Source organism: Hydrogenovibrio thermophilus (genome assembly GCF_004028275.1).
Classification (GTDB): domain Bacteria; phylum Pseudomonadota; class Gammaproteobacteria; order Thiomicrospirales; family Thiomicrospiraceae; genus Hydrogenovibrio; species Hydrogenovibrio thermophilus.
Map to the genome: position 1 here is coordinate 333,458 of NZ_CP035033.1, position 25,252 is coordinate 358,709.

At 42.4% G+C, this 25,252-nt stretch carries 22 protein-coding genes and 1 pseudogene; 10 read left to right on the forward strand and 13 right to left on the reverse strand.

The features are described 5' to 3' along the window. Position 1 precedes the first annotated feature (1 nt). Positions 2 to 1,207, forward strand: coding sequence for a hypothetical protein (locus EPV75_RS01465; RefSeq protein ID WP_128384236.1), 1,206 nt, complete (start codon positions 2 to 4; stop codon positions 1,205 to 1,207). A gap of 53 nt (positions 1,208 to 1,260) precedes the next feature. Here the strand turns inward: EPV75_RS01465 and EPV75_RS01470 are convergent, their stop codons facing one another. After that, positions 1,261 to 2,070 (reverse strand): WYL domain-containing protein, encoded by an 810-nt coding sequence (locus EPV75_RS01470; RefSeq protein WP_128384237.1) that lies wholly within the window; start codon positions 2,068 to 2,070, stop codon positions 1,261 to 1,263. A gap of 81 nt (positions 2,071 to 2,151) precedes the next feature. Between EPV75_RS01470 and EPV75_RS01475 the strand changes: the two genes are divergently transcribed. From EPV75_RS01475 to EPV75_RS01490, 4 genes are read left to right on the forward strand one after another with little or no spacing between them, the layout of a single operon-like run. Then, complete coding sequence (locus EPV75_RS01475; protein WP_128384238.1) at positions 2,152 to 3,642, forward strand: Wadjet anti-phage system protein JetA family protein; 1,491 nt, start codon at positions 2,152 to 2,154, stop codon at positions 3,640 to 3,642. Beyond that, positions 3,632 to 4,270 (forward strand): DUF4194 domain-containing protein, encoded by a 639-nt coding sequence (locus EPV75_RS01480; RefSeq protein ID WP_128384239.1) that lies wholly within the window; start codon positions 3,632 to 3,634, stop codon positions 4,268 to 4,270. The genes EPV75_RS01475 and EPV75_RS01480 overlap by 11 nt, the downstream gene beginning before the upstream one ends. Next, a complete protein-coding gene (locus EPV75_RS01485; protein WP_128384240.1) occupies positions 4,267 to 7,689 on the forward strand; it encodes an SbcC/MukB-like Walker B domain-containing protein in 3,423 nt (1,140 codons plus the stop codon). Before EPV75_RS01480 ends, EPV75_RS01485 begins: the two co-directional genes overlap by 4 nt. A 35-nt stretch (positions 7,690 to 7,724) precedes the next feature. Further along, entirely contained in the window at positions 7,725 to 8,924 is a 1,200-nt protein-coding gene (locus EPV75_RS01490) for a Wadjet anti-phage system protein JetD domain-containing protein (RefSeq protein ID WP_225972362.1), read from the forward strand. A gap of 195 nt (positions 8,925 to 9,119) precedes the next feature. Here the strand turns inward: EPV75_RS01490 and EPV75_RS01495 are convergent, their stop codons facing one another. After that, positions 9,120 to 9,404 carry a hypothetical protein gene (locus EPV75_RS01495; RefSeq protein WP_128384241.1) on the reverse strand — a complete coding sequence of 95 codons (285 nt, stop codon included), beginning with the start codon at positions 9,402 to 9,404 and terminating at the stop codon, positions 9,120 to 9,122. A 74-nt stretch (positions 9,405 to 9,478) separates the two neighbouring features. On the opposite strand from EPV75_RS01495, the pseudogene EPV75_RS01500 reads away from it, so the two are divergent. The 3 genes and pseudogenes from EPV75_RS01500 to EPV75_RS01510 all read left to right on the forward strand — a co-directional run. Continuing rightward, positions 9,479 to 9,607, forward strand: a pseudogene (locus EPV75_RS01500) (transposase); the annotation flags it as partial. Between the two features lie 475 nt (positions 9,608 to 10,082). Then, on the forward strand, positions 10,083 to 11,546 hold the full coding sequence (locus EPV75_RS01505) for an HAD-IA family hydrolase (RefSeq protein WP_128384242.1): 1,464 nt from the start codon (positions 10,083 to 10,085) through the stop codon (positions 11,544 to 11,546). A gap of 2 nt (positions 11,547 to 11,548) precedes the next feature. Then, positions 11,549 to 12,547, forward strand: coding sequence for a DNA-processing protein DprA (locus EPV75_RS01510; RefSeq protein ID WP_128384243.1), 999 nt, complete (start codon positions 11,549 to 11,551; stop codon positions 12,545 to 12,547). Positions 12,548 to 12,605: 58 nt separating this feature from the next. Here the strand turns inward: EPV75_RS01510 and EPV75_RS01515 are convergent, their stop codons facing one another. The 8 genes from EPV75_RS01515 to EPV75_RS01550 form a co-directional block, all read right to left on the reverse strand. After that, positions 12,606 to 13,313 carry a hypothetical protein gene (locus EPV75_RS01515; RefSeq protein WP_128384244.1) on the reverse strand — a complete coding sequence of 236 codons (708 nt, stop codon included), beginning with the start codon at positions 13,311 to 13,313 and terminating at the stop codon, positions 12,606 to 12,608. Then, entirely contained in the window at positions 13,310 to 14,083 is a 774-nt protein-coding gene (locus EPV75_RS01520) for a hypothetical protein (protein ID WP_128384245.1), read from the reverse strand. The genes EPV75_RS01515 and EPV75_RS01520 overlap by 4 nt, the downstream gene beginning before the upstream one ends. Positions 14,084 to 14,253: 170 nt before the next feature. Then, positions 14,254 to 15,087: a hypothetical protein gene (locus tag EPV75_RS01525; protein WP_128384246.1), complete on the reverse strand. Its 834-nt coding sequence runs from the start codon at positions 15,085 to 15,087 to the stop codon at positions 14,254 to 14,256. Between the two features lie 68 nt (positions 15,088 to 15,155). Further along, complete coding sequence (locus tag EPV75_RS01530) at positions 15,156 to 15,602, reverse strand: hypothetical protein (protein WP_128384247.1); 447 nt, start codon at positions 15,600 to 15,602, stop codon at positions 15,156 to 15,158. Positions 15,603 to 15,689: 87 nt separating this feature from the next. Then, complete coding sequence (locus tag EPV75_RS01535; protein WP_128384248.1) at positions 15,690 to 16,748, reverse strand: TniQ family protein; 1,059 nt, start codon at positions 16,746 to 16,748, stop codon at positions 15,690 to 15,692. Next, the gene (locus EPV75_RS01540; protein WP_225972363.1) at positions 16,741 to 17,670 is read right to left on the reverse strand and encodes a TniB family NTP-binding protein; all 930 of its coding nucleotides are present in this window, start codon (positions 17,668 to 17,670) and stop codon (positions 16,741 to 16,743) included. Before EPV75_RS01540 ends, EPV75_RS01535 begins: the two co-directional genes overlap by 8 nt. A 17-nt stretch (positions 17,671 to 17,687) precedes the next feature. Continuing rightward, positions 17,688 to 19,559, reverse strand: a complete 1,872-nt coding sequence (locus tag EPV75_RS01545) for a Mu transposase C-terminal domain-containing protein (protein WP_192894013.1) — start codon at positions 19,557 to 19,559, stop codon at positions 17,688 to 17,690. Further along, positions 19,549 to 20,271, reverse strand: a complete 723-nt coding sequence (locus EPV75_RS01550) for a TnsA endonuclease N-terminal domain-containing protein (RefSeq protein ID WP_128384250.1) — start codon at positions 20,269 to 20,271, stop codon at positions 19,549 to 19,551. Before EPV75_RS01550 ends, EPV75_RS01545 begins: the two co-directional genes overlap by 11 nt. 133 nt (positions 20,272 to 20,404) lie before the next feature. On the opposite strand from EPV75_RS01550, the gene EPV75_RS01555 reads away from it, so the two are divergent. Next, positions 20,405 to 21,091: an ATP-binding protein gene (locus EPV75_RS01555; RefSeq protein WP_225972364.1), complete on the forward strand. Its 687-nt coding sequence runs from the start codon at positions 20,405 to 20,407 to the stop codon at positions 21,089 to 21,091. Then, positions 21,092 to 21,784, forward strand: a complete 693-nt coding sequence (locus EPV75_RS01560) for a sulfite exporter TauE/SafE family protein (protein WP_128384252.1) — start codon at positions 21,092 to 21,094, stop codon at positions 21,782 to 21,784. A gap of 69 nt (positions 21,785 to 21,853) precedes the next feature. Here EPV75_RS01560 and EPV75_RS01565 read toward each other — a convergent pair whose 3' ends face one another. The 3 genes from EPV75_RS01565 to EPV75_RS01575 all read right to left on the reverse strand — a co-directional run bounded on the left by EPV75_RS01565 (position 21,854) and on the right by EPV75_RS01575 (position 25,252). Next, positions 21,854 to 23,134, reverse strand: a complete 1,281-nt coding sequence (locus tag EPV75_RS01565; protein ID WP_225972365.1) for a TolC family outer membrane protein — start codon at positions 23,132 to 23,134, stop codon at positions 21,854 to 21,856. A 98-nt stretch (positions 23,135 to 23,232) separates the two neighbouring features. After that, complete coding sequence (locus EPV75_RS01570; protein ID WP_192894014.1) at positions 23,233 to 23,841, reverse strand: response regulator transcription factor; 609 nt, start codon at positions 23,839 to 23,841, stop codon at positions 23,233 to 23,235. A gap of 49 nt (positions 23,842 to 23,890) precedes the next feature. After that, on the reverse strand, positions 23,891 to 25,252 hold the full coding sequence (locus EPV75_RS01575; RefSeq protein WP_029939496.1) for an HlyD family type I secretion periplasmic adaptor subunit: 1,362 nt from the start codon (positions 25,250 to 25,252) through the stop codon (positions 23,891 to 23,893).

Here is a 25,252-nt window from a genome sequence, read left to right on the forward strand (position 1 = left end):
TATGTCTGAGTCAAGCATACAGGTAACTTGTAAAGATGAAATCAAGGCGATTCTTGATGTTATCGCTTGTATGCAAAACCCAGAATATGAAAACGATTATGTAGAAGGTGAGGTTTCAAATTCGCCCGAAAATGATAAGAAAATCCAGGCGCTCATTGCTATTAATTCGGATCGTTATTCATTTGGTTCACTAAGTCGTTGCCCAGAAATATCTATTCAACTGCCTAAAAGACAGGACTGCTTTTTTGCTCAAAATATTAATGATTTATTGGCTAAAGACTTTTCACAAGAAAAGCAGCCCAGTTGTTGGTATTTACAAGATAAAGGTTTGTTTTTTCCTGATGAAGTAGATCAATGTGGTGATCAACAAGTCAAAAATTATTTGGCGTTAATTGATTTAATTGATGTGCTTAAGAGTATTGCTGACCATACTAGCACTAACTCACTCATTTTTCTTCAGGGTGAAAAGTTAGAAATCACTATTGAATACGATGTTGAAGATTTAACAGAGCTAAGCGAGGTAGATGAATTTAAAAATCACCTTTCGGATAAATTGCATCTAGAGCAGAGAAAAGCAATTTTCAAAAAAGTGTTATTGGATCAATTATCACGAACGCAAAAGAAAGGCCGTTTTAAAAAACTTATAAACCAGTTTGATCAGATTTATGACCGCTATCTTGAAAATTATAAGGTTTATGTATCCGAGTTCTCTGTAGAAAGCGTCATGGATGAGTTGCATGAAAAAAAGATTGAATTCGTCAGTAAGTTTAGCGATACCTTATCAAATATACAAAATCAATTATTAACAATACCTGTTGCGGTAATTCTTATAGCGAGCCAACTTCAAAAAACAGGATTATCCCTTAAGAATGTTGCAGTATTAATTGCCGGACTGATATTTTTTGGCTTCATGCGGATGTTAGTTTCCAATCAACGCTCCATCCTTGAGTATTTGCATACCGAACTGCAACACACCAGAGAGCAGTTTAAAAAGAAGTATGATGATTCACTTTCGAATCAGCTTGATAAGGTTTTTAATGACCTTGAGTGTCGATATATCAAACAAAAAAAATTGCTTAAAATTGTAATGAAATCAATCTGGTTTATTCTTGTCACTGTAATTATTATGTTTACGATTCAGAGCCAAGATATAAGTTTGGATTCTTTCATAGTTTGGTTTACTAGGTTATTTGATCCTTGTGAATAATCCATAATAGATTATGGATTTGGATCGCAACATATTGGGCATACAGCTCTCACTCACTGCTCCTTTCGCAGTGATTTTGTTCGGAATAGATAAATTTGAAACTCTGGTGGGTGTTGAGTTTCAGGGTTTTCCGCAGCTTCTAAGTCTCTCAAGACATATCTTATTAAGGCACGCCGAGTTGTAATACGCCTCCCAACGGTGCCTTTGAACAACTCATCTCGAATCAGTTTTTCTTGTCCCTCGGTCAATGATGGATGTGGTCGAAACTCAAGTTGGACCTTTTCTTCCCATTCGACATCAGTAGGGGTGTCTACACCCTTAGAAGCTGACCCCGCATGCGATATTCGAGCAAGATTGAAATCGCGGTGCTGTTCGGTGAGTTCATCGAACCCCCTTACATGCCATCTTCTCCCAGCGAAGACAAAAGCCTTGGGATGGACGACGCGTTCAATGCCCTCTGGATTATTCATAGACCTGTAGAAAATTCTGGTAGCTGAACACTGATCCATAGCTGAATGAATTACTCGAAATAAGGCGGGATCAACGTTGGTAAAGTCTCTCTGGGTGTCCTCAACTTTGACATGAGTTACTTGGTCCTTCACCGACCGAAAATAGGCTTCGATAGTAAGATCGGCGATTTCAGGCTTGAATCGAGCCGTGGGAACATAGCGCCCACGGCCCTGCCCTTTTAGCGTTTTCGTATTGTACGGGAATGCATCCCGATAGGAAGCCAATACCCGTGAGGCCTGCACGCTGGTTACGCCAAACTTTTCTCTAAGGCGTTGATTAGTTATCTCGCCTTCGTATGCTAGTAACATCTCTATGAACTCAAACTGCAGTCGCGTTCGGTTGCCCAATGTCATAACTCTCTACTGGATTTCTATTAACATAAGTGTTAATTTAACATTAATGTTAACTAATAGTCTAGATGGATTAGGTGAACAATGCCTGAAGAACCGGACAACTTGTTTGATCGTTTACCGGAGCACATTTTCAGACCGCTTGGGGCTCATGAGCACGCGCGTCGCAATTGGTCGCTTCTAAATCACCTGTATAACGATTTTTTTGCCCCTGAGGCTGACCCACCGGAAGGTGAAGGCTGGTCACAAAAACGCGTGGTGGCTTCGATTGAGCGATTTTTAGTTCGATGGGATGATGAGCATGAAACTAATTTTGAGCAACGAGGGGCTCCTGTAAACGTACGCGCACATGATGCTCTTTCAAGCTTTCTGGATAGTGGTTGGCTTACCATTGATCGAGTTGGTTTTACACAATTTGTGATTATGCGCCCAACTGTCCAAAGCCTCTTTGAGTTGCTCAAAACATTTGCTGAGCAAGGACCCGAGTTTATTGGTGGGCGTGTGCAATCGGTCCGGAATAACTTGCTGCAGGTAAAGGCAGACCCTGAAAAGAACGCTGCTGTATTTCAAGTTGCTGCCAAAGAATGCTCTGCGCTTCTTCAAATGTTGAACACCACTCGCATGCGGGTTCGCGAGGCCAGCGAATATTTGCGTACCCAGGAATCAGCAAACCTATTCCTAGAGAAATTCTTTGGAGATTACATCTCTAGTCTCTATATCGGAGATTATTCAGACCTCTTTTCCCGTAATCATCCACTCGCATCACGCTGGGATATCGTTGATCTCGCTTCCCGAATTACCGAAGAACCAGAAAGTCGGGAGCAATTGCGTCGATGGTATCGCAAAAACCTACGTTGCCGCTCTAACGAGGAAGCGGATGCATGGATTGAAAGTGATACTTCTCGCGTATTGGCATTGCGCGAAGTCGACCGATTGCTCGCACGTCTGAAAGATGCAGTAACCCGCGCAAATGACCAAGCCCTTGGCTATCTCCAGTATAAAGTACGTTCTCAGGGTAATTTCGATATTAAGACCGATCAGGTCATAAAAGCAGTTGTGCGGGCTGCTGATTCTTGGCCTAACGACGAACCTTTATCTTTACCGATAGGCTGGTCGCAAGGAAGGCTCTTGAGTGAGGGAGCATTGAAGATGCCGACCAAGAAGCCGAAAAAACGCAAAGGAGCAGTCATCCAGAAACGTCAGTTATCACCAGAGGAAAGAGTTCGACGTTTGGTCCGCCAAATTATGAATGGCAACCGGGAAGTTTCCGAAACGCGGATTATTCAGTACATTGACCATCACGTAGACCCCGGAGGGGTTCTAGAAAGCAGTTCTATGGAAGTGGGTAGCATCAACGATCTATGCATCTTGGCAGCATTCACTCGACTGGGGTTGATAGCTGAACGAACGCAAAGGAATACACGCCAAGGTATTTTACGCCCGAAATTATTTGAGGAACTCAGCGAACATATTGAGATTGAGCTCACAGGTGAACGCTTTGAAAACGAATACTTAGAAGCGCCTGTAGTAAGGATACGCCGCCGGAAAAAAGGGAGTCCAAACAATGCCTATTAGTTGGAAACGTATTGCAGAACAAGACGAAGCTTACACTGTTCGGGATTTTCAAAAAGCGGCGCAACGCCTGATTGTTGACCAAGTATTGTACCAAGCAAACCCGAAGCAGAGAGCAGATTATGATTTGGTGGCGACACATGAAATTGTCTTTGCAGAAGCGCTGGATCTATTTGGCTGCATGCTTGATCTCAATGTTCAAGAGCGATACGCAGCTTGCGTTCCAACGGTCACCGAGGTGAGCAAGATTCCTCTGATGCACACTTTGTTAGCTTTAGTATTGCGAAAACTTTATGACCATCACATGAATAGTGGGTCACTTCACGCAGGCATTGCTGGAGTTAGCTTGCCTGAACTCGAAGCGGCATTCCAGGAATCAACAGGGCGAGAATTGCCAATGAAGCCCCAATCGGAGCTGCTAGGGATGATGGACGCGATGAAGAGGTGGGGGATAGCTCGCTTGGTCAGAACTGAGAACTTAGGAGAGGCAGCATGGTTTGCAGAGATTCTTCCTGGAATTCAGAGCCTGATCAACGAGAGAACTCTCGTCATGCTGAAATCACATGCCGAATTTCTGTATGAGCCTGATGGATTGGATGATAAAGAACAACAAAAGGAGAGCTCTTTATGAAACAGCTCAAACGCATCTCATTGGTTCAATTCTATCTCCATGAAGCAGTTGATATCGAGGTAGAAGGAGCAACTGCCTTCTTGGGACCAAATGGCTCAGGTAAATCGTCGACACTTGATGCTATACAGATCGCTATGCTTGGAGGCAATCAGCAGTATATCCGGTTTAATACTCAGTCAGTATCAGCGAAGCAGCGGCGTAGCTTAGCTGGATACTGCCTTGGTATGCTTCGCAATCCAGAGAAAGATAGTGAAGTGATTGGACGGGCGCGTGACGAGGCTCGGACCTACATCGTTTTAGTCTTTGGCAACGATATGGAGACTGAATGGGTTTCTGCTGGAATCTGCATTGAAGCTGATTCAGAAACTGATGAGCATGAGGTTAAAGGCCTTTTTGTACTTCCGGGGATAGCTCTGAAGGCTGACGACTGTATTGTTTATGATGGTAGTGATCAGCGCCCTATTCCATTTGCAGACTTTCGAGAAAATGCACGCGAGCAAGCTCGGAAGAGCGGGCGAACTCCTATCTTTACGGATAAGTCGAGTGAATATGTCCAGGAGTTGCTATATTCGCTGAATGGCGAAAGAATGCCCAATTCCCGACAGTTTATGTCGTCTTTTGTGAAGTCGATGACTCTGAAGAATGTCGATTCGATTGATCAATTTGTCCGAGATTACGTCGTTGAATCTAATCCAGTTGATATTGCGACGTTTCGCAAGCAGGTCGAGCAATTTATCGCTTTACGTGATCTGATCATGAGAACAAAGGCAAGAATTTCACAGCTTGAAGGTATCATTACTGACTTTGATAGAGCACAGCAGGCAGAATGTCGAATCGCAACTCTTGAAGCCATAAAGGCGGTCTTCAATGTCGAATGGTTAGGAGAGAAGATTGACAATATTGAAACCCAGATTGATACACTCAAATTCCAGATAAAAACTGCAGAAGGCCTTGCAGCTTATGCGAAGGAACAGCGAGATCTCAAACAAGATGAAATTACCCAACTGAAGGTTCGCTTGGAGAGCGACCACAAAGAGCAACTTCGGCAACGTCTTGAAGATCAGATTAGCTCCCAGCGCGAACTAATCACTGCCTACCAACATCCGGAGATATCTCGGGCCAACCGCCTTATCAGTTCGTTAAGAGAATTGATCGACGAACCGAGTTTTTCTGCTATTCGCAGTCTTATGAGTACAGTGGTTGATGCGTTGGTAGAGGCTCGGGGAAGCGAAGACCCGGGAAGCGCGTTGAGCAAATCAATTTGGAAGCACGACGGAAACCTTTCACAAATTCGCATCTTTTCCCAGTCTAATCTGACTACGATCCAAAAAAAGCAAAATGAACTGACCGAGGAACGTGATGCAATTCGACGTCGGATTTCAGCGGCAGCTCAAACAGGACGCTTGTTGAATGATGGTGCAGCGCGGTTACTAGATATACTTAATCACGCCGGTATGGAGGCTAAGCCTCTGTCGGCGTTACTACGTATTTCGGATCCAAGCTGGGCTCCGGCATTGGAGGCTTATTTAGGTGGCGACCGTGATGCTCTGATTATCACGGAAGGAAATACCCGTGAGGCGGTCAAACTCTTACGCCAGGCGAGGCAGAGTGGCATTCAGGTAAGCGGTGCGGCAATCATCCAGCCATTTCATCTCCGCAATATTGACACTTCCGCTAAAGGTGAGGAATTCGCATTGGGTGTTTTTGAGACAGATGACGAAACGGCGCGCCGTTTCGTTTGGCAGAAGTTCGGAAGCATGCGTTTAGTCGATACGGAACTGGAGCTCGAAACTCATCCAAGAGCAATTACCCGTGACGGAATGCTGAGTCAGGGAGGTTTGACCAAATCCATCCGTATCGCACCTATTAGTGATCTTCGTATAGGTAAGGAAGTCCAGGACACATCTCTGTTAACGAGACATGCATCGGAGCTCCAGGGAGAGCTGGAACAGTTTGAAAAGCACAGGAAACGTGTGGAAGGGCTCGAACAAGCTCTTTTTACCAACGCCAACGATGACGGACAAGGTGTCACTGAGAAACTTGCTGAAGCTAATGAGGTGATTAACCTGGCAAACCAGAAACTCAAGAGTCTAGATGTTTCACACCTAGACGAGTTGAAGTCTCTTCTTAATACTGCTGTCTCGAAACATTCAGAGTATGACAAACAATATACGGAGCACGATCGACTTGCAGCAGGATTAAAAGAGCAAATAGGGCAATGTTGGGAACGGAAAAAGCAACAGGAACGACAGTTCCCAGCAATACGCCAAGCTGAACATGAAGCTGTAACCAACGCTTTGGTCAATAAAGAGTGGCTGGACAGTATGAAAGACGAGATTGAGCGCGCCGAAACCAGCTATGATTTGCGACTTAAAGAGGTGGATAGGAAACTTGACTATCACACTCCTCGCTTGAGGAATGCCGAGGAAAAAGCCTCTCTTGAGCTTGCCCGTTATGTTCAGGACGAGCGTCTAGATGTTCAAGTTGCAGATATGGAATGGCATGAACGTTACGACTGGGTTCTAGAGGAGAAAATGAAGCTTTTTGATACGGAATTGCATCGGTACGAAGAGGAAGCTGAGCTAGCCCGTCAGGCGTCTGAGGAAACGCTGCGCTCGGACATCGCCATGTCTCTCCATGATAGATTCAAAGAAATGGAGTTGGAGCGCCGGGAGAGAAACAAAATACTTGAGTCTTGTCCTTCATTCACTGGCGGAGAACGTTACAAGTTTACGGCTAAGGTTGTGCCACAATATGAAGCATTGGTGCGATATATCAACCAAATTGCTCAAGACGACAACAATTTTTCTTTGTTTGCAGAAAATCCCGATGAGATTAATGAAACACTTCGCGATCTCGTAGAAGCCGCAGCTGACTCAGGTAACGCAAGTGGGGTTCTAGATTATCGACAGTTTTATACTTTTGATTTAGACATCCTAGTCGATGGTAAAAGAGTCGATCGAATGAGTAACCGGCAAGGGGCGGGATCCAATGGTGAACATATAGCACCTATGTATGTTGCTGCGGGCGCAGCTCTTGCAAAGGCTTATCGGCTCCACAGTAACAAAGGGAAGCAACGCGGTATTGGACTTATTTGCCTTGATGAGGCTTTTCATGGCATGGACACAATCAACGCTATAGCTACAGCACGTTTCCTACAAAGCATTGGCTTGCAGCTCATTATGGCGGGGCCGGAGCTTGAACGCACTAAGCTGGCACCTGTAACTCAGACTATCTATGACCTGGATCGAGAAGGTTTGGATCTACAAATGGAACGGACCAAGTTCAAGGAGGCAGCCAACAAGCTGATGGTAAGTGATATGCCTGACGAGAACCCTGAAATTATGAAAGGTGCGTATCAGCAACTCGGACTTGAACAGCCAACAGAATATGCACTTTCCAATGATGGTGGACAATGATGTTGGGCTCAGGAGGGGATGCATGTGATAAGAGTATGCGTCGTCTTATCAAAAAGGCTGCGCGTGCTATTTTCGCAGATGGCGCACTGGAACCATCAGTGGAAAAGTTTTCGGTGAGTTTGCCAGCAACGAAATCGAGCTTGCAGGAGTACTATCGTCTTGAGCGCTTTGCAGATAGAGAGGAGTATCACGCGCGACTTCAGATCTACTCAAAGGTAAAAGCGATAGCGGTAGATTGGGACCTCGGTGCAGGAGATAGAGGCCAGCTTGCTAGAGTAACGCTACTCGACCCTAAAGCAGTAGTGAATATCCTTGGTGAAGAATTACCTTGGGAAGTCGCATCGCGGGCCATTGCAAAAATAGAATCTGTCGCTAGAGAAGGGCTTCCTAATGTTGACCGGATTGTTGATGACTGGCGTCGTGGGAAGGCCCCTGCCGGAGTGGCAGCCGAGCGTGCGAATCAACTGGTCGATAGCATGAATATCATTGATGCGGCGCAGAAACTTTCTGAAGGTGGACAAGATGTTTTGCTCCGGAAGCTGAGCGCCAGACTATTCCACGATAGTAAAAGGATAGAAGCGCTCTCTCGTCAGCTTGCTTTTCTTCTTGGAGAACCTACAGAAAGCGAACAAGAGGATGTTTTTGCAAGGTTGGGTTTGGTAAAACATCCTCAACCTATGCTTCTGAGTGGTCCAACGGGTTGCAAAATTCAAATTGATGGGGAGGCCATTCCACTGGCGTACCCTTATCTAGGCGTCAGGCCGGACAATATTAGAGGTCTGATTTGTTCAAGTGATCGTATTCGGCGTGTTCTTACCATTGAGAATCTTGCTAGCTTCAACGAAGCAGCTGACAGCTCAGAAAACGCGAAGGATTTGCTGATCGTTTATCTTGCTGGTAACCCTACACCATCTTTTCTTGCTGCATACAATCGAATACTTGGATCGTTAGAACCCACGAAAATACTGCACTGGGGCGACATTGACCTAGGAGGGTTTAGGATTGCGGCAAGGTTGGCCGATAGCGTCAAAACTATGGGCTACACTCTTGATCTTTGGCGAATGAATCCCTTAGAGGTAGTTACAGGCCAGCAAAAAACCGCTCCACAAAAGAAAATCGAAGAAGTATCAACAATATGTAAGAACTACGGATGGAGCAAGGAAGCCGAAGGACTGCAGAATTCCCCAGTTTTTCAGGAGCAAGAATTCATCGACTGGGTTTCTCCGAATGATTAAATGGGAGGGTGTGAAGATTCTGAGCACTCTCGATTGATCCCCTTTATATTGTTGTTTCATTCAAGATAGATTGAACAGTAAGAATGTTCAATCCTTCCCAAAAACCAGTTCGGCTGCTTCATGTTTAAACTTAATAGAAAATGTACGTCTTTGTCTTTTCGTGGAATACCTTATTGTTGGTTTCATCTAGATATTTTAATCAAGTGCCCGACTCCTCTCCTCAAAATAATAAGCCAAGTATCGCCGTACCTGCTCCGGCCTGATCTTTTTCTGCAATCGCTTATCGAAAAAATTAACAATATTCGATTTCTCTTTATCACAAGCAGAATATTTGTACTTTTGAATTCGAAAGAATAACGCATCCTCCACCCAATACGGAAACTCCAAATAAGGCGTTTTAATCATATAGCTAAACGTATTAGTGACTTGACAGGCCTTCACAAAGATTTCCGGCCAGCCCTGCAATAAATGATAAAGCATTGTAACCCTCCCTTAAAATAGGGGCATATTAAATTAGAGTTCTCCGGTTTATACTGAGCAAAACGGAGAGCATCATGAAAAAGTCACGTTATAGCGAAACACAGATCGTCAAGATTCTTAAAGAGGTCGAAGCCGGACGGCTGGTCAAAGAGGTTTGTCGGGATTATGGTATCTCGGACGCCACCTACTACAACTGGAAAGCGATTAACTCCAGGTAAAGTATTTTTGAAAAGGCTAAGGTCTTTTCTTCAAAACCAACAACATTCCTTTTTTATTGCTTCCGGAAGTGACGCCAGCATATTAAATCTGTTTAGTGAGTATCACGAACCTTTTTTTAAAGCGGCTATTCAGTTAAAGGTTGATGTTAATGAAGAGCTGAAGCATCTGAATTGCTACTAATTTAGTAAGTTCACTGGAGGAATTGCAAAAATACACCTCCGTTATGAAAATTTTTACTACTCAAAAAAAATGGCGACAATACTCTATTCGGTTATGTCAAAGTTTATTAAAAATTAATAGCTTTGGACATTAGAATTATGTACGAAATAACCTAGTAGAGCCCGGAGAAAAGAAATTAATGCTCCCAAATACTTTTATAATTAAATGGTGCGATTTGAAAAGTTTTGAAGATGAGTGATTTAAAGTCTGGTTTTTTAAAAGGCATATAAGGTTAATTTTATGAGAAGCATCGGAGCCGTAATATTTGATTTAGATGATACTTTAGTAGCTACTAGCACACTGGAGGACTATAGAGTAAAAGGCGATAGGCAGGGCTTAGATGCAAATATACATAAATCTGTATTATTTAAGCCAGTGAAAGGAATGCTTCAAGCAATAAAAGACCGTGGTTTACCTTTAGGACTGGTCACTAACTCTCCTAGATGGTATGCAGAAAAGTTATTAAGGTATCATGAGATTGATATTTTTGATGCAGTGGTTTGCTATGACGATGTTGGTCAGGTTGGCATGAAACCATCACCTAATGGAATTAAGTTAGCTTTAGAAAAATTAGGTTTTGAGCATGGAGATAGGGCTGTCTATATAGGAGACCACGATAATGACTTCGTGGCCGCTTACGAAGCTGGAATAAAACCCCTGGCCCCTTCATGGGCAAAAAGAAATCCAATTTCAAAAATACCGGCGGTGATTATTAGCTCTTCTACTCTCATTGATAATTTAAGCGATTATGAAGAATTAAAGCTGATTGCCGATAGAACAGCGAAGCACAAGGCGTTTGATTTCCCTAAGAAACAAATGAATTTCATGCCGTTAAATGAAGATGGTAATCTTGTGCCAATTGAAAAAAATAAAATCAAGCTTATTACCTTTGGAAGGTACTTCAGCCAAAAATCAGCCTTAACCGCAAAATTACATGAAAGTCATCAGTTATCAAAGGATATTGTTGCAAAGGAAGAAAGTGAGACATATGTTATTCCTCAATATTATGTGAATTTAATTGCAAGGGTGGTAGAGCAATTACCATTGTATTTGTTCAGGGGAACGGGAAAAGTTTTTGATATAGTTACAGTTGTACCAGCCAAAAAAGAAAAGAATCCTAGGCTTGAAAATATGCTCAAAAGGGTTGCTAAATTGAATAGCTCAGAATCGATTTTTATTGAGGATTTATTTGAGTTTTCGAAAGGTGCACCGAGTTTAAAAACTTTGGGAGCAAAAGCAAATCGAGAAAGAGCACTTCACGAAACGCTAAGCATAAAACAAAAGCATATTGGTTTGGTGAATGGAAAATCTATTCTGATTATTGACGATGTTATTACAACTGGCGCTACATTTAGCCATATATTTTCTCTTCTTGAAGGGGCAGGGGTAAGTTTTACCTTCGGAGCATGTTTAGCAAAGACGGTTAGTACATATGAAGACGCTCCTATTTGTCCGAAGTGCGGCAGGCAGATGCGAGTTAGAAAGCGCAAAGATGGATCTGGTATTCATTTTTATGGTTGTACTGGCTATTTTGAAGCAGAAAATAAGTGTAGTCACACAGAGTCCATAAAGGTTAAAGATTGTCCCAGTTGTGGAAGGAAGATGGCCAAACAATATAACTCAAAAGAAAACAAGGTGTTTCTTGGGTGCGAGGGATTTAGGGACAAAACAAACCCGTGTTCATATGTTGAGAGTTATAGGTAAATATGGCTTCAAAAAATACGGAATCCCTCCTCGCATTGCGGTTTTTGAAGGGCGTTGGGAAAAAGTATCTAAATCAGATATCTTTATCGGCTGAGATAGCAGGCATTTCAGTAGAAAGCGCTTTTTTTTCCAGTAAATTGGGGCAAGGTAAATTTGATGCTACTGAAGTGCAAGAGGCTTATGAGAAAGCTAAAGAGCAGATACGTATAGCAGAGGAAATGGGGCACAACATTATATCTAAGCTTGATGATGTGTATCCAGATTCACTGAAAGAGTTGTCAGATGCTCCACCTGTATTATTTTGTGCAGGAAATTTATCTATCCTAAAAGAAAATATTGTCACTGTTATTGGAACGAGGTCTCCTACCGAACATGGGAAATATATTGCAAAAAAAGTGACTGATTGGTTTGTAGAAAATAACTGGGTAATTGCTAGTGGGCTCGCGAAAGGGATAGACACAATTGCGCATAAATCATGCTTAGAACGAGGCGGAAAGACAATTTCAGTGTTAGCTCATGGTTTGGAAAAAATATATCCAGCAGAAAACAGAGCGTTAGCTGAAGAAATTATTTCGTCAAATGGACTTTTAGTAACGGAATACGGGTATAACTCGTATGTTGGCAAATCCAATTTTGTTGAGAGAGATCGTATCCAAGCTGCCCTAGCAAAAGCAGTTCTGCTTGTTCAGTCCGGTTTAAATGGTGGGAGTTTGCATGCCTCAAGATCGATAATTAATTATGGTAGATATTTAGTTGTAGTTGGGCAGTCAAAAACCGATGTTGCTAATCAAGAACCAAATATTATGGCTAATGAATTACTGATAAATGGGGAAAAAAGTCAAAGGTTAAAACTGTTGCAAACTGATGAGTTGGGACTAAAAAAAGTACTTTATTTAAAAGATAAGACACTTTTTGATAAGGTTGATAGCATTATTTTGCGAGGGCCTCTTTATGGTGAGTACGGCGTTGAGTCTCAATATTTGAATAAAGAGCTTTTTTAGGGAATAGAGTTTAGGTTGCGAGGAAGATATTTCAAAGTAAAAACTTATTATTTATTGTTTAAGTTATTGTTTCTTCTATCAAAGACCTGAAATCATGTAGGAGACTATTTTCAGGTGCTCCTCCATAAACAAGCCAACTGAAATGATCATCCAGTATTTCCAAAGCTTCATCTGATAGTTTGTATCCCGTAAATTCATACGACATTGAGTGAGCACCGATTGCTTGGGTGTGATCCAGTCTTAAAATCGATGATTCCCCATTTTTTATCGGAAGGTGATCCCACTGAAACTGTGGATATTCGCAATGCTTAACTCTTTCTACAAATGCTTCTGAATAGCCAGCCCTTGAGTCTTTTTTTGAGGCACCATAATACGGTGAAACTAAAACGGTTGGAGAGGTGGAATGGTTTGGCTTGCCTTGTGTTAGTTTTTTATCAATATCTACTGGATTGGCATTTCCTATAACCAAACAATACCTTCTTTTAGCTCTATATGCAGCCCAAATCTCTGAGTCAGGTTTTGTCATTGCAGCAACAGGTAAAGAGGAAGCTTTAAATTTTTGTCCTACAGATAAGGGCTTAATAACAATGTCAGCCCCACTGTGATCAGTAGCGTTTGTTCTTCCAATGGGTTCAAAGGAGTATGGTCTATGATCTACATGAGGGATGAAAGCCTTGATTAGTGCCCCCCTAACTAAATTTTTCTCTGGGTGATCAATCCACCAGTTGTTTGATAGATTTTGTATACAGTCATCAGGATAAGTCATTGCTTCCCTTTTCTCGTATCTGAACCCCAGACATCTGTAGAAAACTGAGCTTTTAGTCTGCCTGTAGGGAACTCTTCTCCAGCTAAAGTATCTAGCCAGTTTATTCCATCATTATAAATTTCATCATGCCTTGGTATTGTGACCGGAATTAATTTTTTCTTGCCGAATGTTCTAGCTAACTTTAGTGCTTTTATTTTCTGACTAAAAGCTTTCTTTTTTTTATTTGAAATTTGTTCAAATCTTAGCATGACCTTTTCTATAGGAACCTTATCTTGGTCAGTGTAAATGGAAAAGTCGATATAGTCATTTGGAGCAGTGTTTAACATAGGTTCAGTTTGATAAACGAAACCAAGAAGCCCCTCAGTATCAGAAGAATATTTTCTAATATTGTTTTTTAATTTGATGGTAATTTCAGAAGGAACCTCTCTAGACATTCTTTTTAATAAGTCATCGTCGGATATCTCCCAACGGACTACGTCTTCATCTTTAAAGTGAGAATCAAATGAGTGTCTATTAGCTAGTATTGCTGAAGTCGCAGCATCTATTCTATTGTTTACTTGGAATGACCATGGCCCAAAGTGAAAGAATTGCCAATTAATTCCTGTAAATGAGGTTCCATTGTGTTTTTGGGCATAATAAAGGTCTGCAAGATATACATACTTAATTAAATGTATAGGTCCCAGTCTTCGAGAAAGATAATCATCACCCTGCCCAGCAGTTAATAAGGCATATTGGATTATTAAATCTATATTCTTTTCGTTATACGACAAAGTTTTTTAGACCTTTAAAATTAAAAATTTGAAGGATTTTACTTTAACAAAAAACGTACTGCAACTCACTATGTCTTTATCGACTAATTTTCTGTTTTTATTAAAAATTTAAATATTGTTTTGAGCATATTGCACAAATCTTATTGAGTTTTTTTAAATTAAATTTAGAGTTAATCCATAAAGGTAAAAATATCGTTAGGGATGTAAAGCTTTTGGCCTGCGATATGTAAATGTTGGGTCTGAAAAGTTTTTTTACTGCAAGTGATTATTGTGTAGTTTGGCACTTTAATCAGATGAAGATATTCAACTGCTCTTTTTAACAAAGTCTGAATGTATTGCTCGGATTTGGTAGGAAACCTGAGTGTAGAAATAAGTTTTTGTTTTAGGTGTTTGTTACTTTCTAGCGGGCGGGATAGTTTTATTTTTTTGTCGATGCCTTCTAGTTTAATGGAGCAAGAATGATTTTTGTTTAGAAAATGGACAAAGCCGGTTATAGCTGACTTTTGTCCAGGCGAAGCCCACAGGTACCCGTCTAAAATGTCTTGTGTAGGATTTTCAAAGCAGAAGTACTGGCAATTCTTTAAAAGATGAAATGCCGGCGTTAAAGCAAGCCTTAATGATTTTAGGGTGATGTGTTTTTGCTTTAAGAATACATAGTAATCATTGATTAACGAATGCCAAGTTGTTTCGGCCTCGAAGTAGGTTATGTATTTCTCAATGGTATTTAAGTGAGAATATTGTTCTTTGACTTCAGGCTTTAATTTAACGATTTCTAACTCATCTAAGAATTTAGTGACAAGTAAATATTTACGGGTTTTTTTAACACTAAACTGGTGCAGTATTTGTTGATAGCTAGGAAATCTTTTGATTTCAAGAGTAAATTGATCCAGCTGGAAAAAGTACTCAAAGTATCTCTTAATACTAGTAGCAGCAAAGTTAGTACCTCTTCTTTTGACTAGCCACTCTGCAAAATCTAGAAAGTGCTGTTGAAAATAGTCTGACAAGAGCGGTTTGTAGAATTTAACCCGCTTACTTAAAGTACGTCTAAAGCTGCATTTTTCACACACTTTACCTATGCCGGCCGGAATGTTTTTTTTGCAGTCAGTACATTGTCGATTTTTAATTTGAGTGCATTGCTTGCAGTAAGCTCGTTGGTCAAAGTCATAATAAAAAGGGTTACGTTTTTTGTGGCACTTGTTGCAAGTGCAATATGCGATTTTGTTGTAGCAACTACAGCATAGTTGACCAACCTTCTTTCCATTGATTCGACGGTTGGAGACATGGTATTTAAACTGAGAACATGTGTTGCACTGTTTGTATTCTCGAAAGTACTTCGCGCAGGATTTGCATACTGAACCATGCACAGTAAGTTTGCCTGGTAGATAGTCTGTTTTTTTACACCTAATACATGGTTTATTTTGCAAAAGGCATTTCTTACAGATAGGTGGTGAAAGGCCTTTTCGTATTTTCTTGTTATGTCCGCATTTAGAGCATTTTTTGGTACTGAAGAGTCGATCATAACACTTTCGACAATAGTGCCGCCCTTGGTATCGGTAATCCCAGTTTGTGAGTTTATTTGAACAATTTGAGCAATATGTGTTGGGTGTTACAAAAAACATCTAATTTCATCCATGAGTTTTTCGACTTCATCTTTGCTTCTAGGGTGTATTTCTTGAGATGATTTTTGATAGTTGGGCTTTTCGTATGTTTTATATGAAGGTAGCTGTTGCTTTATGGTTTTGATTGTTTGAGATGAGTAGCCGTGAAGAGTAGGTCTTAAACTACTTCGGAACACTTTTGCATCTTTCAGCAATTTGATGAGTTCATCAAGTTGTAGAGAAAACATTCTAAAACAGCATCGCACCGTGAGTTGCCGTTCTTTGAGGCTTGAATTTGAGAAAGATGTTTGGCTATTCAGTATGGAATCGTTGATATCTAAGTACTGGAACAAATGTTTTGATTGCGAAGATCTCGTTTTTTGAATAAAAGAAGTAAGACTGTTTAGTGTTGCAAAGAATTCGGTTTTGCTTTTAATTTTCCATGGATATTCTGGTGTGTTGTCTGATAGGAATCGGTTTAATTGGCCTTGAAAATAAACTATTTCGGGATCCACTTCTTTTTGAACGACTGCGCGCAAATCCAAACCACAATGAACACAGCAACAAAAATCTGGTTTGTCATAAGTGACCAAATGCGGAGAAAATGCGGTATTGCATTTTGGGCATCCAAGCCGAAAATTTAATTCATGATCCGTACAACAGGTGTTCCATGAAATTCTCCAGTCTCGTTTGAAGTAAACATCTTTTTCTCTTAGGCATTCTGGGCAGAAGTGTAATCCGTTCGTGTGAACCCTGTTTCGGTGAGCTAATGGAATTACCCATGGCCAGACGGCATTATTTTTAGACTTGGGGGTAAGAATGCTTGATAGATGGTTTTCCAGAGTGAGTTTGGTTAGGGCAGAGATAGGAATGCCTGATATGTTAGACAGAGCTTTAAGGAATTCAACGTTAAGAGATTTATCAAAATCTCTTGACCAGACTCTTTGGGAAGGAAAAATAGCTCCAGATAGGCTTAATGGGTCAGTACCATTTGCTAAAGCCAGTCGAACAATCCATGAGCTGAGTAGTTCATCCTTGAATGGAGTTACTTTTATAGGACTAAGCATTTTGCATAATTAGTTCTCTAGGTCTTTTTCCATCGGTCGGCTTTAGCCATTTAAAATGATTAATGATGTCTACCGTAATTTCTTCTACATCGTTGTCAATGGCATAGATACAGCACTCGTTCAATAAGCGATGAAGGTTTCCAATATTTCCGCCTGATATAGCTAACAGCAAAGGTGCCTTTTCTTTGCTATGTAAATGGGATGGTTTCTTTAATGGAAGCCGTTTTTCGAAAGCAGCTAATAGTCCCCGAAAGTTCTTATCCATTTCCCATCTAGGAATAACGACTGTGTCAAATCGGCTGGCATGTTGAGGGTCAGTGGTTAATACTAATGCTGCATCATGCGTGCCAACGCCTACGATTGGAATCTTTAACTCGTTGCTAAGGCTTTTGATGATATTCATCATTTTTCGTTGTTTGACAGGTGTTGTGCCTAACAAGTTATGCAGCTCATCAAGGATGAGCATTTTGACATGGCATTCTCTCATCATATGCATGACTTGATGCCTTAGTTTCGCATTGGTATCTGTTGGCCTAAATGCTGTCCAAAACTGTTCAAGGATGGATATGTACAACCCTTTTTCATCTGCTGAGGCTGGAGATTCAGCAATAATGACTGGTTTTACGGCATAACTGATTTGTTGTTCTTCATCATCAACCATGTAGTCGGAATGCATTTTTGCGAATTGGCTAATCAAAGAGGTTTTACCCATGTTGGATTCGGCAATCAGCAGAATGCTTTGCATACGTAGTTTTTGTGGGCGGTTAATCAGATTGTTTAGTAGCTTTAATATTTCATTTGAGACATGGTGGTTAATCCAGAGTGGTTGGTCTAGATATTCTACGCGTTGCTTTTTTGAACCGGTTTTAACTAAAGGCACAATTGGTTCATGTAGGTGATTGTATGCTTCTGCTTCACTCATAAGGGGTGTCCATATTATTAGTTAAAAACGGGAATATCATCATTCCACAGTTCGTCGTCATCTGGCGTTTGTATATGTTGAAATTGTGGAGTGATTTGCTGTAAATTTGTCTTGTTGATTTGTTTCTTTTGTTGATTTCTACGAATCTTTCTAGTTTTTTTAGCGGCTTCCTCCGCCATTTCGTTTAATTCCTGCAAGGTATCTAAAAGCACATGTTCCGAAAAAGTATATCCGTATTCCTGTATTCGTTTTTTAGCCTCCCGGAACTCCCAAATACTCATAGGAGGAATGGTGGTGTTAGCTAATGGAATTTTGAAGTATGTTTGATTGTTTGCTTCATAAAACCAGATGTAGCTTATGTCTCGAGGGTCACGTCGGAAAACAAACTTTTTCTTTTTGTTTGTTTCTTCGTTCATCGCATGAAGAAACGGGCGTAGTACGTTATCGAAGTAATTCAAACCATCAATATTTACACCATTGGATTGAATGGTTCGCTCGATAATAGGGAGAAAGTCTTTATAAATCGTGTCAGGATTATTCGGCTTAGGAGGATATCCAATTCCTTCAGAATGAAGATTCCCAAATATGCCTTGGTGCCATTTGTCTTCAGGGGATACGCCGAGGCTTGAATGACGATTCTTGTGGTAATACTTCGTGATGTAAGTCAGGATATATTTATCAAACTCATCGAAAGTGAAAACGGCATTACCATCAGAATCATACTCTGCTCTTTCCTCTATGTTGGAAAAAGTAGTTCCAGGTAAGTTATGGACCTTTTTCATAACCGTCCCGATTAGACGCTCTATATGGGAGCCATATTGAGGCTGGTTAATGGGACGAAAATCCAAATTAATATCATGTATCAAACATGATCTTTTCAGCGTATCAGACCTGAATTCACCTGCATTATCGACATGGATCGTCTCCATAAAGCCCCATACTGGCCAAGTTGATTCAACTTTGTTTAATAAAAGTAGCTCATCTTTGGGGTTGATTGAATTACCAATACACATAGCAACCGACGTTGTGCTTGGAGCATCTAAGCTTAGCCAGTATCCTACAATCATGCGACTGTAAATGCAGATTGCGAATGTTATATAGGGCCTTCCGATAGGCAGTCTGTATTCATCATCTACTAAAATAAGATCCACGGGCGTATGGTCAATTTGAACAACCTGTAAAGGGTAAGTTGCCTCAAAGGAACCTGGAGCAGGCTCATATTTTTTTGCTTTGTTTTTTTTATTTCTACGTTTGAGGCGCTGATATTCACTAATCGTACTGATTCTTCGTCTGATTGTGCTATCGCTCGGCGCTTCTATGTTTTGGTGTTTACAAGCTATTTTAATGGCATCAAGAGTTGCTTTAATGGTCGGCCGTTGTTTTGAAAGATAGTACTCATCGACAATTTTAGAGATGATATTTTCTACTTGAGATTCTGTTTTTATGGTGCCCTTATTGATTCCCTTCTTCTTTGGGAGCAGGCCAAGCAAACTACCAGTTGCATGATAATGGCGCACCCAGCGGTACAGTGTCGTGAAGTGAGTGCCGTGCTGAGTCGCATGTAGCTCGATTTCTGAGCGTGATGCATTTTTGAGAATAGGTTGTATTAAAGAAAATCTACGCTCAATTTCTTTCCAGTTATCGTCAGAGACATCAGCGAGGTCTCTGTGAATATGTCCGTTGTTTCGCTCAAGGTTATCATCAAGTTTTGCAATCTCAAGTGAGATGATGAGTAAGCGTTCTGAGCGTCCAGTTTTGATGTCAACGCCAATGGCTTCCTCGAAGTTTATCAAATTGGTTAACTGGTATATTTTGTTTTGATGAGAAACAAATTCACCTGTTTTAAAAACTATCTTACGCCTGTCTGCTTTTTGTACATTAGCTCCCATATTGTGAAACTCCCTCATGGTTAGACTCTTCTCTGTTTAGCCAAATAACGCTGCATAGGCTTAGTTTTTTTCCGATGTCGCAACTAATTTTCTTAGTGACAAGCATGTGCCATATCTGTCCTAAGGCAACGCCTTGTTCTTCTTTTGTTACAAATAAGGTACAAAGCAAATGATCAACGGTTGTGTGTCCAATATTGTTTAGGTGCTCAAGGATTCTCATTTCATTTTCAGTATCGTAGTCTCTCTTTTTGTATCTGCTGAGGAACTCTATGTTTTCGAATTCTTGGGTATAAATCCTCGATTCGTCATAAATACGGAAGTTCATGTCATTTTCATTTGCGAACCGGAGTCCTGTTTTAAATTTAGGCTTTAGTTTTTGGAACTCGGTTTGGATTTTATTTCGCGGCTTAACTTCAATAATTAGGGGTTTAGGATAGGGTAGATGTGATATTGTGGAAGGAAGTGCTTTAAAGCGGACTAAAAAATCTGGCGTATAGGTTGTCATCCTGCCTTTTTGGTTTCGATATTCTAGTGTGAATGGCTGTTCTTCTACATCAATAACAGATTCATTGAATTCGAGTATTTGTAGTAAGTTCTTTTCGAGTTTAGACTCAAAAGCGATGCTTTTATCACCACGAAATGAAAATATTCCTGACAAGCTACCGTATGTATAACCTATCTTTCTATTTTTATGAGAGAATTTGATACTCATTCAAATGTTAACCTTGTAGTTCGTTCTATGACTAAACAGTAAGCTTGTAGTACTTATTATGATATTTTTAGCACTTATTTTGAAAAAACACCTCTTTAAGTTATTGTTTTTTTCAGAAAATGTAGCATTTTTTTTGAAATCTGTCAGCGGTTCGGGCTCGAACCCAAAACCGGGTGCTGTGTCGTTGGCGCATCGCTCCATTCTGTTTTTAGACGAATTACCGGAATTTAATCGAACCGTGCTGGAAGCCTTGCGAGAACCGTTGGAAACCGGTCATGTCGAGATTGCCCGGGTGAATCAACAGGTGACCTATCCGGCCCGGGTGCAACTGGTGTGTGCGATGAACCCAACGCCGTCCGGTTTTTTCCCCGATGATGCTCTGGGGCGCTGTTCCGACACGCCAGAACAAATCAGTCGTTATCGCCAGAAAATTTCCGGGCCTTTGCTGGACCGCATTGATTGCCATTTGGAAGTGCCACCGGTGGATTTTGAAGCCTTAAGCGGCAAGCCGGAAGCGGGCGCTGAAACCAGTGCGCGAATTCGGGCAAGAGTCGAGCAATGTCAGGCTTTGCAGTATGACCGTCAAGGTTGCTTAAATACCGCGCTGACCTCTAAGCAGTTGGAGGCGCTGGTAGTATTAGATTCCGATTCCAAGCAGCTTTTGGAACAAGCGATGAATCGTTTGGGGCTTTCAGCACGTGGGTACCACCGAATTTTAAGAGTGGCCAGAACCCTGGCCGACATGATCGGGCAAGAGGCTGTGCAAACGGTCCAGCTGGCTGAAGCGATTTCTTACCGCAGCATGGACAAAACGCAATAAATGACCGAATCGATTTATTTAACGGCGCTAATCGTCGGATTGTTGGGCGGCGTCCATTGCTTAGGCATGTGCGGCGGCGTGGTGGGGGCTTTGACGTTCAACCTGAAGCCGGAAGTGCAACTGAGTTGGTGGCGCATGTTGCCGTATCAAGTGAGCTATAACCTGGGACGTATTAGCAGTTATGTTTTGATTGGCGCCTTGTTCGGCTTTCTCGGCAGTTCCTTGGTGTCGCTGGCGACATTCTTGCCGTTGCAACAAACCCTGCAAGTCGTGGCCGGGGTGTTTATGGTGGTGCTTGGCTTGTATTTAGGCGGCTGGTGGAACGGTCTAGTGGTCATTGAAAAAAGCGGCCAGGGTATTTGGAAGCGGTTGGCGCCGTTGACCCAGAAAATGATGCCGATTCGCACAATTGGCCAGGCCTGGTTGTATGGCATGGTGTGGGGTTGGTTGCCGTGCGGTTTGGTCTACAGTATGTTGATTATGGCATTGAGTGCCGGTGGCGCGTTGGAAGGCGGTTTGGTGATGCTGGCGTTTGGTTTGGGTACTTTGCCGAATCTCTTGCTGATGGGTACCTTTGTGTTTTTCTTCACCCGACTGGCGAGGAATAACCTGGTACGTAAAGTGGCCGGTGGTTTAGTGATGGTGATGGGGTTCGGGCAACTGTATTTAGCCTACAGCGTTCAAGTGGCCTAGCTTTTTGACCAGAAACTGACGCTCATAAAAAAAGCCCCGATTCGGGGCTTTTTTTATGATGTTGTCGGACTATTCGTCGGTATGTTCTTCTTCCGCTTCGATGAAGCTGTACTTAATGCCCAACTCGTCAAGCAGGTGGCCGGTTCCCGCCAGAATACGATATTTGGCGTTTAACTGGTCTGCTTCATTGGTAATCAACGTCCGCATGGCTGAAATGTATTCGTTTTCGGTGTTGAGCAAATCGAGTAGGGAACGGCGCCCTAGGCTGAATTGTTTACGGTAACCGAGCAGGGTTTCATGCGTCAGTTTGATGTGCTGGTTGACGTATTCCAACTGATTGCCGATGTATTCATTGGCGTTCCAGGCGTAGCGAAGGTTTTCAATAATCTGGCGGCGGGTATTGTTACGGATTTCCGTCGCTTGATGGTATTGGCTGGACGTCTGTTTACGGGTGGCGGCATCGCGTCCACCGTTGTAAAGGTTATAAGACATGACGACCATGGCCTGTAGGTTATTGTTTTCGCCCTCAATCCCGTCAATATTATGGTCCAGTCGTTGTCCTACTTCCAAATCAATTTTCGGATAATAGTTTTTTCCGGACGCTTCGTATTGCATGCGTGCCTCGGCGATGTCGGCATTGGCCGATTTCATCGTTGGGTGATCCAATAATGCGGTATTGGTGGCCTCATCGATGTTTTTCGGCATCTTGGCCCGGAAAGAGGGTTTAATCAAATCGTTGTCCGGCTGACGCCCTAAAACGCGACGGAATTTGGCGCGGGCGTCGTAGAAGTTGTTTTCCGCCGCGCCGTAATTTGATTGCGCCAATGCAAGGCGTGCTTGGGCTTGGTCAACTTCCACTTGGTTACCGATGCCGGCTTCGGCACGCTTTTTAATCTGGTCGAAGATTTTCAAGTGGGTGTCCAGGTTGCTTTGCGCCAAGTCCAAAAGCTCTTGCTCTTTCAGAAGATTGACATAGGCCTGAGCCATTTCCAAGGCAATGTCGTTGGCCTTGGCAATGGTTTTGTAAGCCTGAGCATCCAAACGGTATTTCTGACGGGCGACTTCGTCTTGGGTGCCAAAGCCTTCGAAAAGGTTTTGGGTCAGCAAGATTTGCGCTTCGCGCCGCATCAGCCCATCGCCCTGGTTGTTTAGACCCGGTTTGTCGACTTCCTCATATCCGTAGCCGGCGTAAATGTCGAGCTTTGGATAATAACCGCCTTGAGCGCCTCTGACTTCAGCTTCAATCGCACGGTAACCTTTGACTTCCTGACGGAAGTCCGGGTTGTGGATGATGGCGTCTTCAATCGCTTCCTTGATGGTAATCGCTTGAATTTGCGGGGATAGGCTCATGAGTACCACACTGAGAGCCGATATCCGAATAGAGTGTTTATATTTCTGGATCATAGTCGTCATTCTTTATCTTTTTTAAGTTTAAAGTGCATTATTTTTCAATTGGGCCAATTCTGGAGTTTGATCACCAGATTCAAACGGTCCTTGGCTTCTAGTTTTTCAAGAATACTGTGCATATGTGCTTTGACCGTGCGTTCACTGATATGCATAAGCTCGGCAATCTCTTGATTGGTTTTGCCGAGCAGTACCGACTCCGCTGTTTCGATTTCGCGGTCCGACAGTTGCTCTTTCCAAGAGGTGTCTTTCCGGTTTACCGGGTTGGAAACGGCTTGAATCAGGGACTGCATCACGCCTTGCCCCAACCAGATATTACCCGCCAAAACGGTCTCGACTGCTTGGTTGATGCGTTCCGTCTGGGCAAAGGTGTTTAAGTAGCCTTTGATGCCTTTTTGGAACCATTGCACGCCTTCTTGTGGCGACGGCATATTGGAAAACAATATGACGGTAAAGCCATGGCGAATCATGGTTTCAATTTTTTGTTGTTCCGTTTCCGACTCGGGCAACTGCACGAGCAAAAGCGCCGAATCGGTGCTGTATTCCGCTTGGTCAATGTCCAGTGTATACAGAATCTTTTTGGTCAAGTCGGTGGCCTGCGACCAATTCTTTAACGCATGCGGATCTTGTACATAGAGTAGCAACTGCTTCATGAGAGTCTCTGGCCTCATTCATTCTTATATTTTTTAGGTTTCTGACTTCTTAGGATTCTCTTAAAGCCAAATCTTTTGCTTTGATAATCGGTTTCATCAGGTATTCCAAAATCGTATGTTTGCCGACGACAACGTCAACGGTTGCGGTCATGCCCGGTAACAGATAAAGCGGGTCTTTTTCGGTTCCTAAGTAGTTCTTGTCCGTTTTGATTCGTGCGATGTAGAAGCTGTTGCCCTCTTCATCCTGAATGGTATCGGCGGAGATTTTTTCCACTGTGCCTTCCAAGCCGCCGTAAATCGCAAAATCATAGGCCGTGAATTTCACTTTAGCTTTCAGGCCTGGGTAAACAAAGCCGATGTCGGCGGGCAGAATTTTGGTTTCCAGAACCAAAGAATCATCACGTGGAACGATTTTGACGATGTCGCTACCCGGTTGCACCACTTCGCCGATGGTGGTGACCAGCAATTCGCTGATGGTGCCGTTAACCGGTGAAGTGATGTTGGTTCGACGCACCCGGTCTTCCAGCGCGGTTTTCGAGCTTTCCAATTGTGCAAGTTTGGCGAGTACCGTATTCAATTCCTGCTGGGCGTCGTTGCGGAATTTTTGTTCGGCTTCTTTACGCTTATTGATGGATTCCTCGATAATCGACTTGAGTCGGGGAATCGAGTTTTCCGTAGTCTGCAATTTGGAGTAAGCTTCGGTGGCTTCACGTTGTGTTTTAAGTAAGTCGACTTCGGAGGCAATGCCGTCTTTGACCAGCGGCTGCATGATTTCGATTTCTTTTTTCAACAAATCATAGGACTTGGAAAGTTGTGTGAATTGGTTGTAGGCTTCTTGCAAGTCGGAGCGGTTCTGTTTGATTTTTTCCGCCAGGATGTGTTTGGTGGTTTCCAAGTGTTGCAATTGATTTTCATACAGTTGCTGTTCCCGCTCGAACATTTTGATGACCTCTGGGTCGTTCGTTCGAGGTTCCAGTTTGAACTCTTTACCGAATGCCTGGGCAGACAAGCGAGCGGCTTGAGCCTGTAAATCATAGAGTTGCGATTCGGTTTCGTCGTAGGAACTCGAGAACTGGGTATTGTCGAGCTTGAGCAAAATCTGGTCTTTCTGAACAGCATCGCCGGAGTGGACGAAAATATTTTCAACAATGCCGCCTTCCAGGTTCTGCACGACTTGGATTTTAGTGGACGGCACGACTTTGCCTTCGCCACGAACGATTTTGTCGAGTTCGGCATAATTGGCCCAGATAATCAGCCAGATGATGACCAAAAACATCACCCAGACAATCATTTGTGACTTGATGGTCGGCTTTTCCAGCGCGGCCTGACTCAAGCTCGACATGAACGCCAAATCCGCATCGGATACCTGCGGCGGATGATTCTGTGAATGGTTACGTTGCTTTTCTGTCAT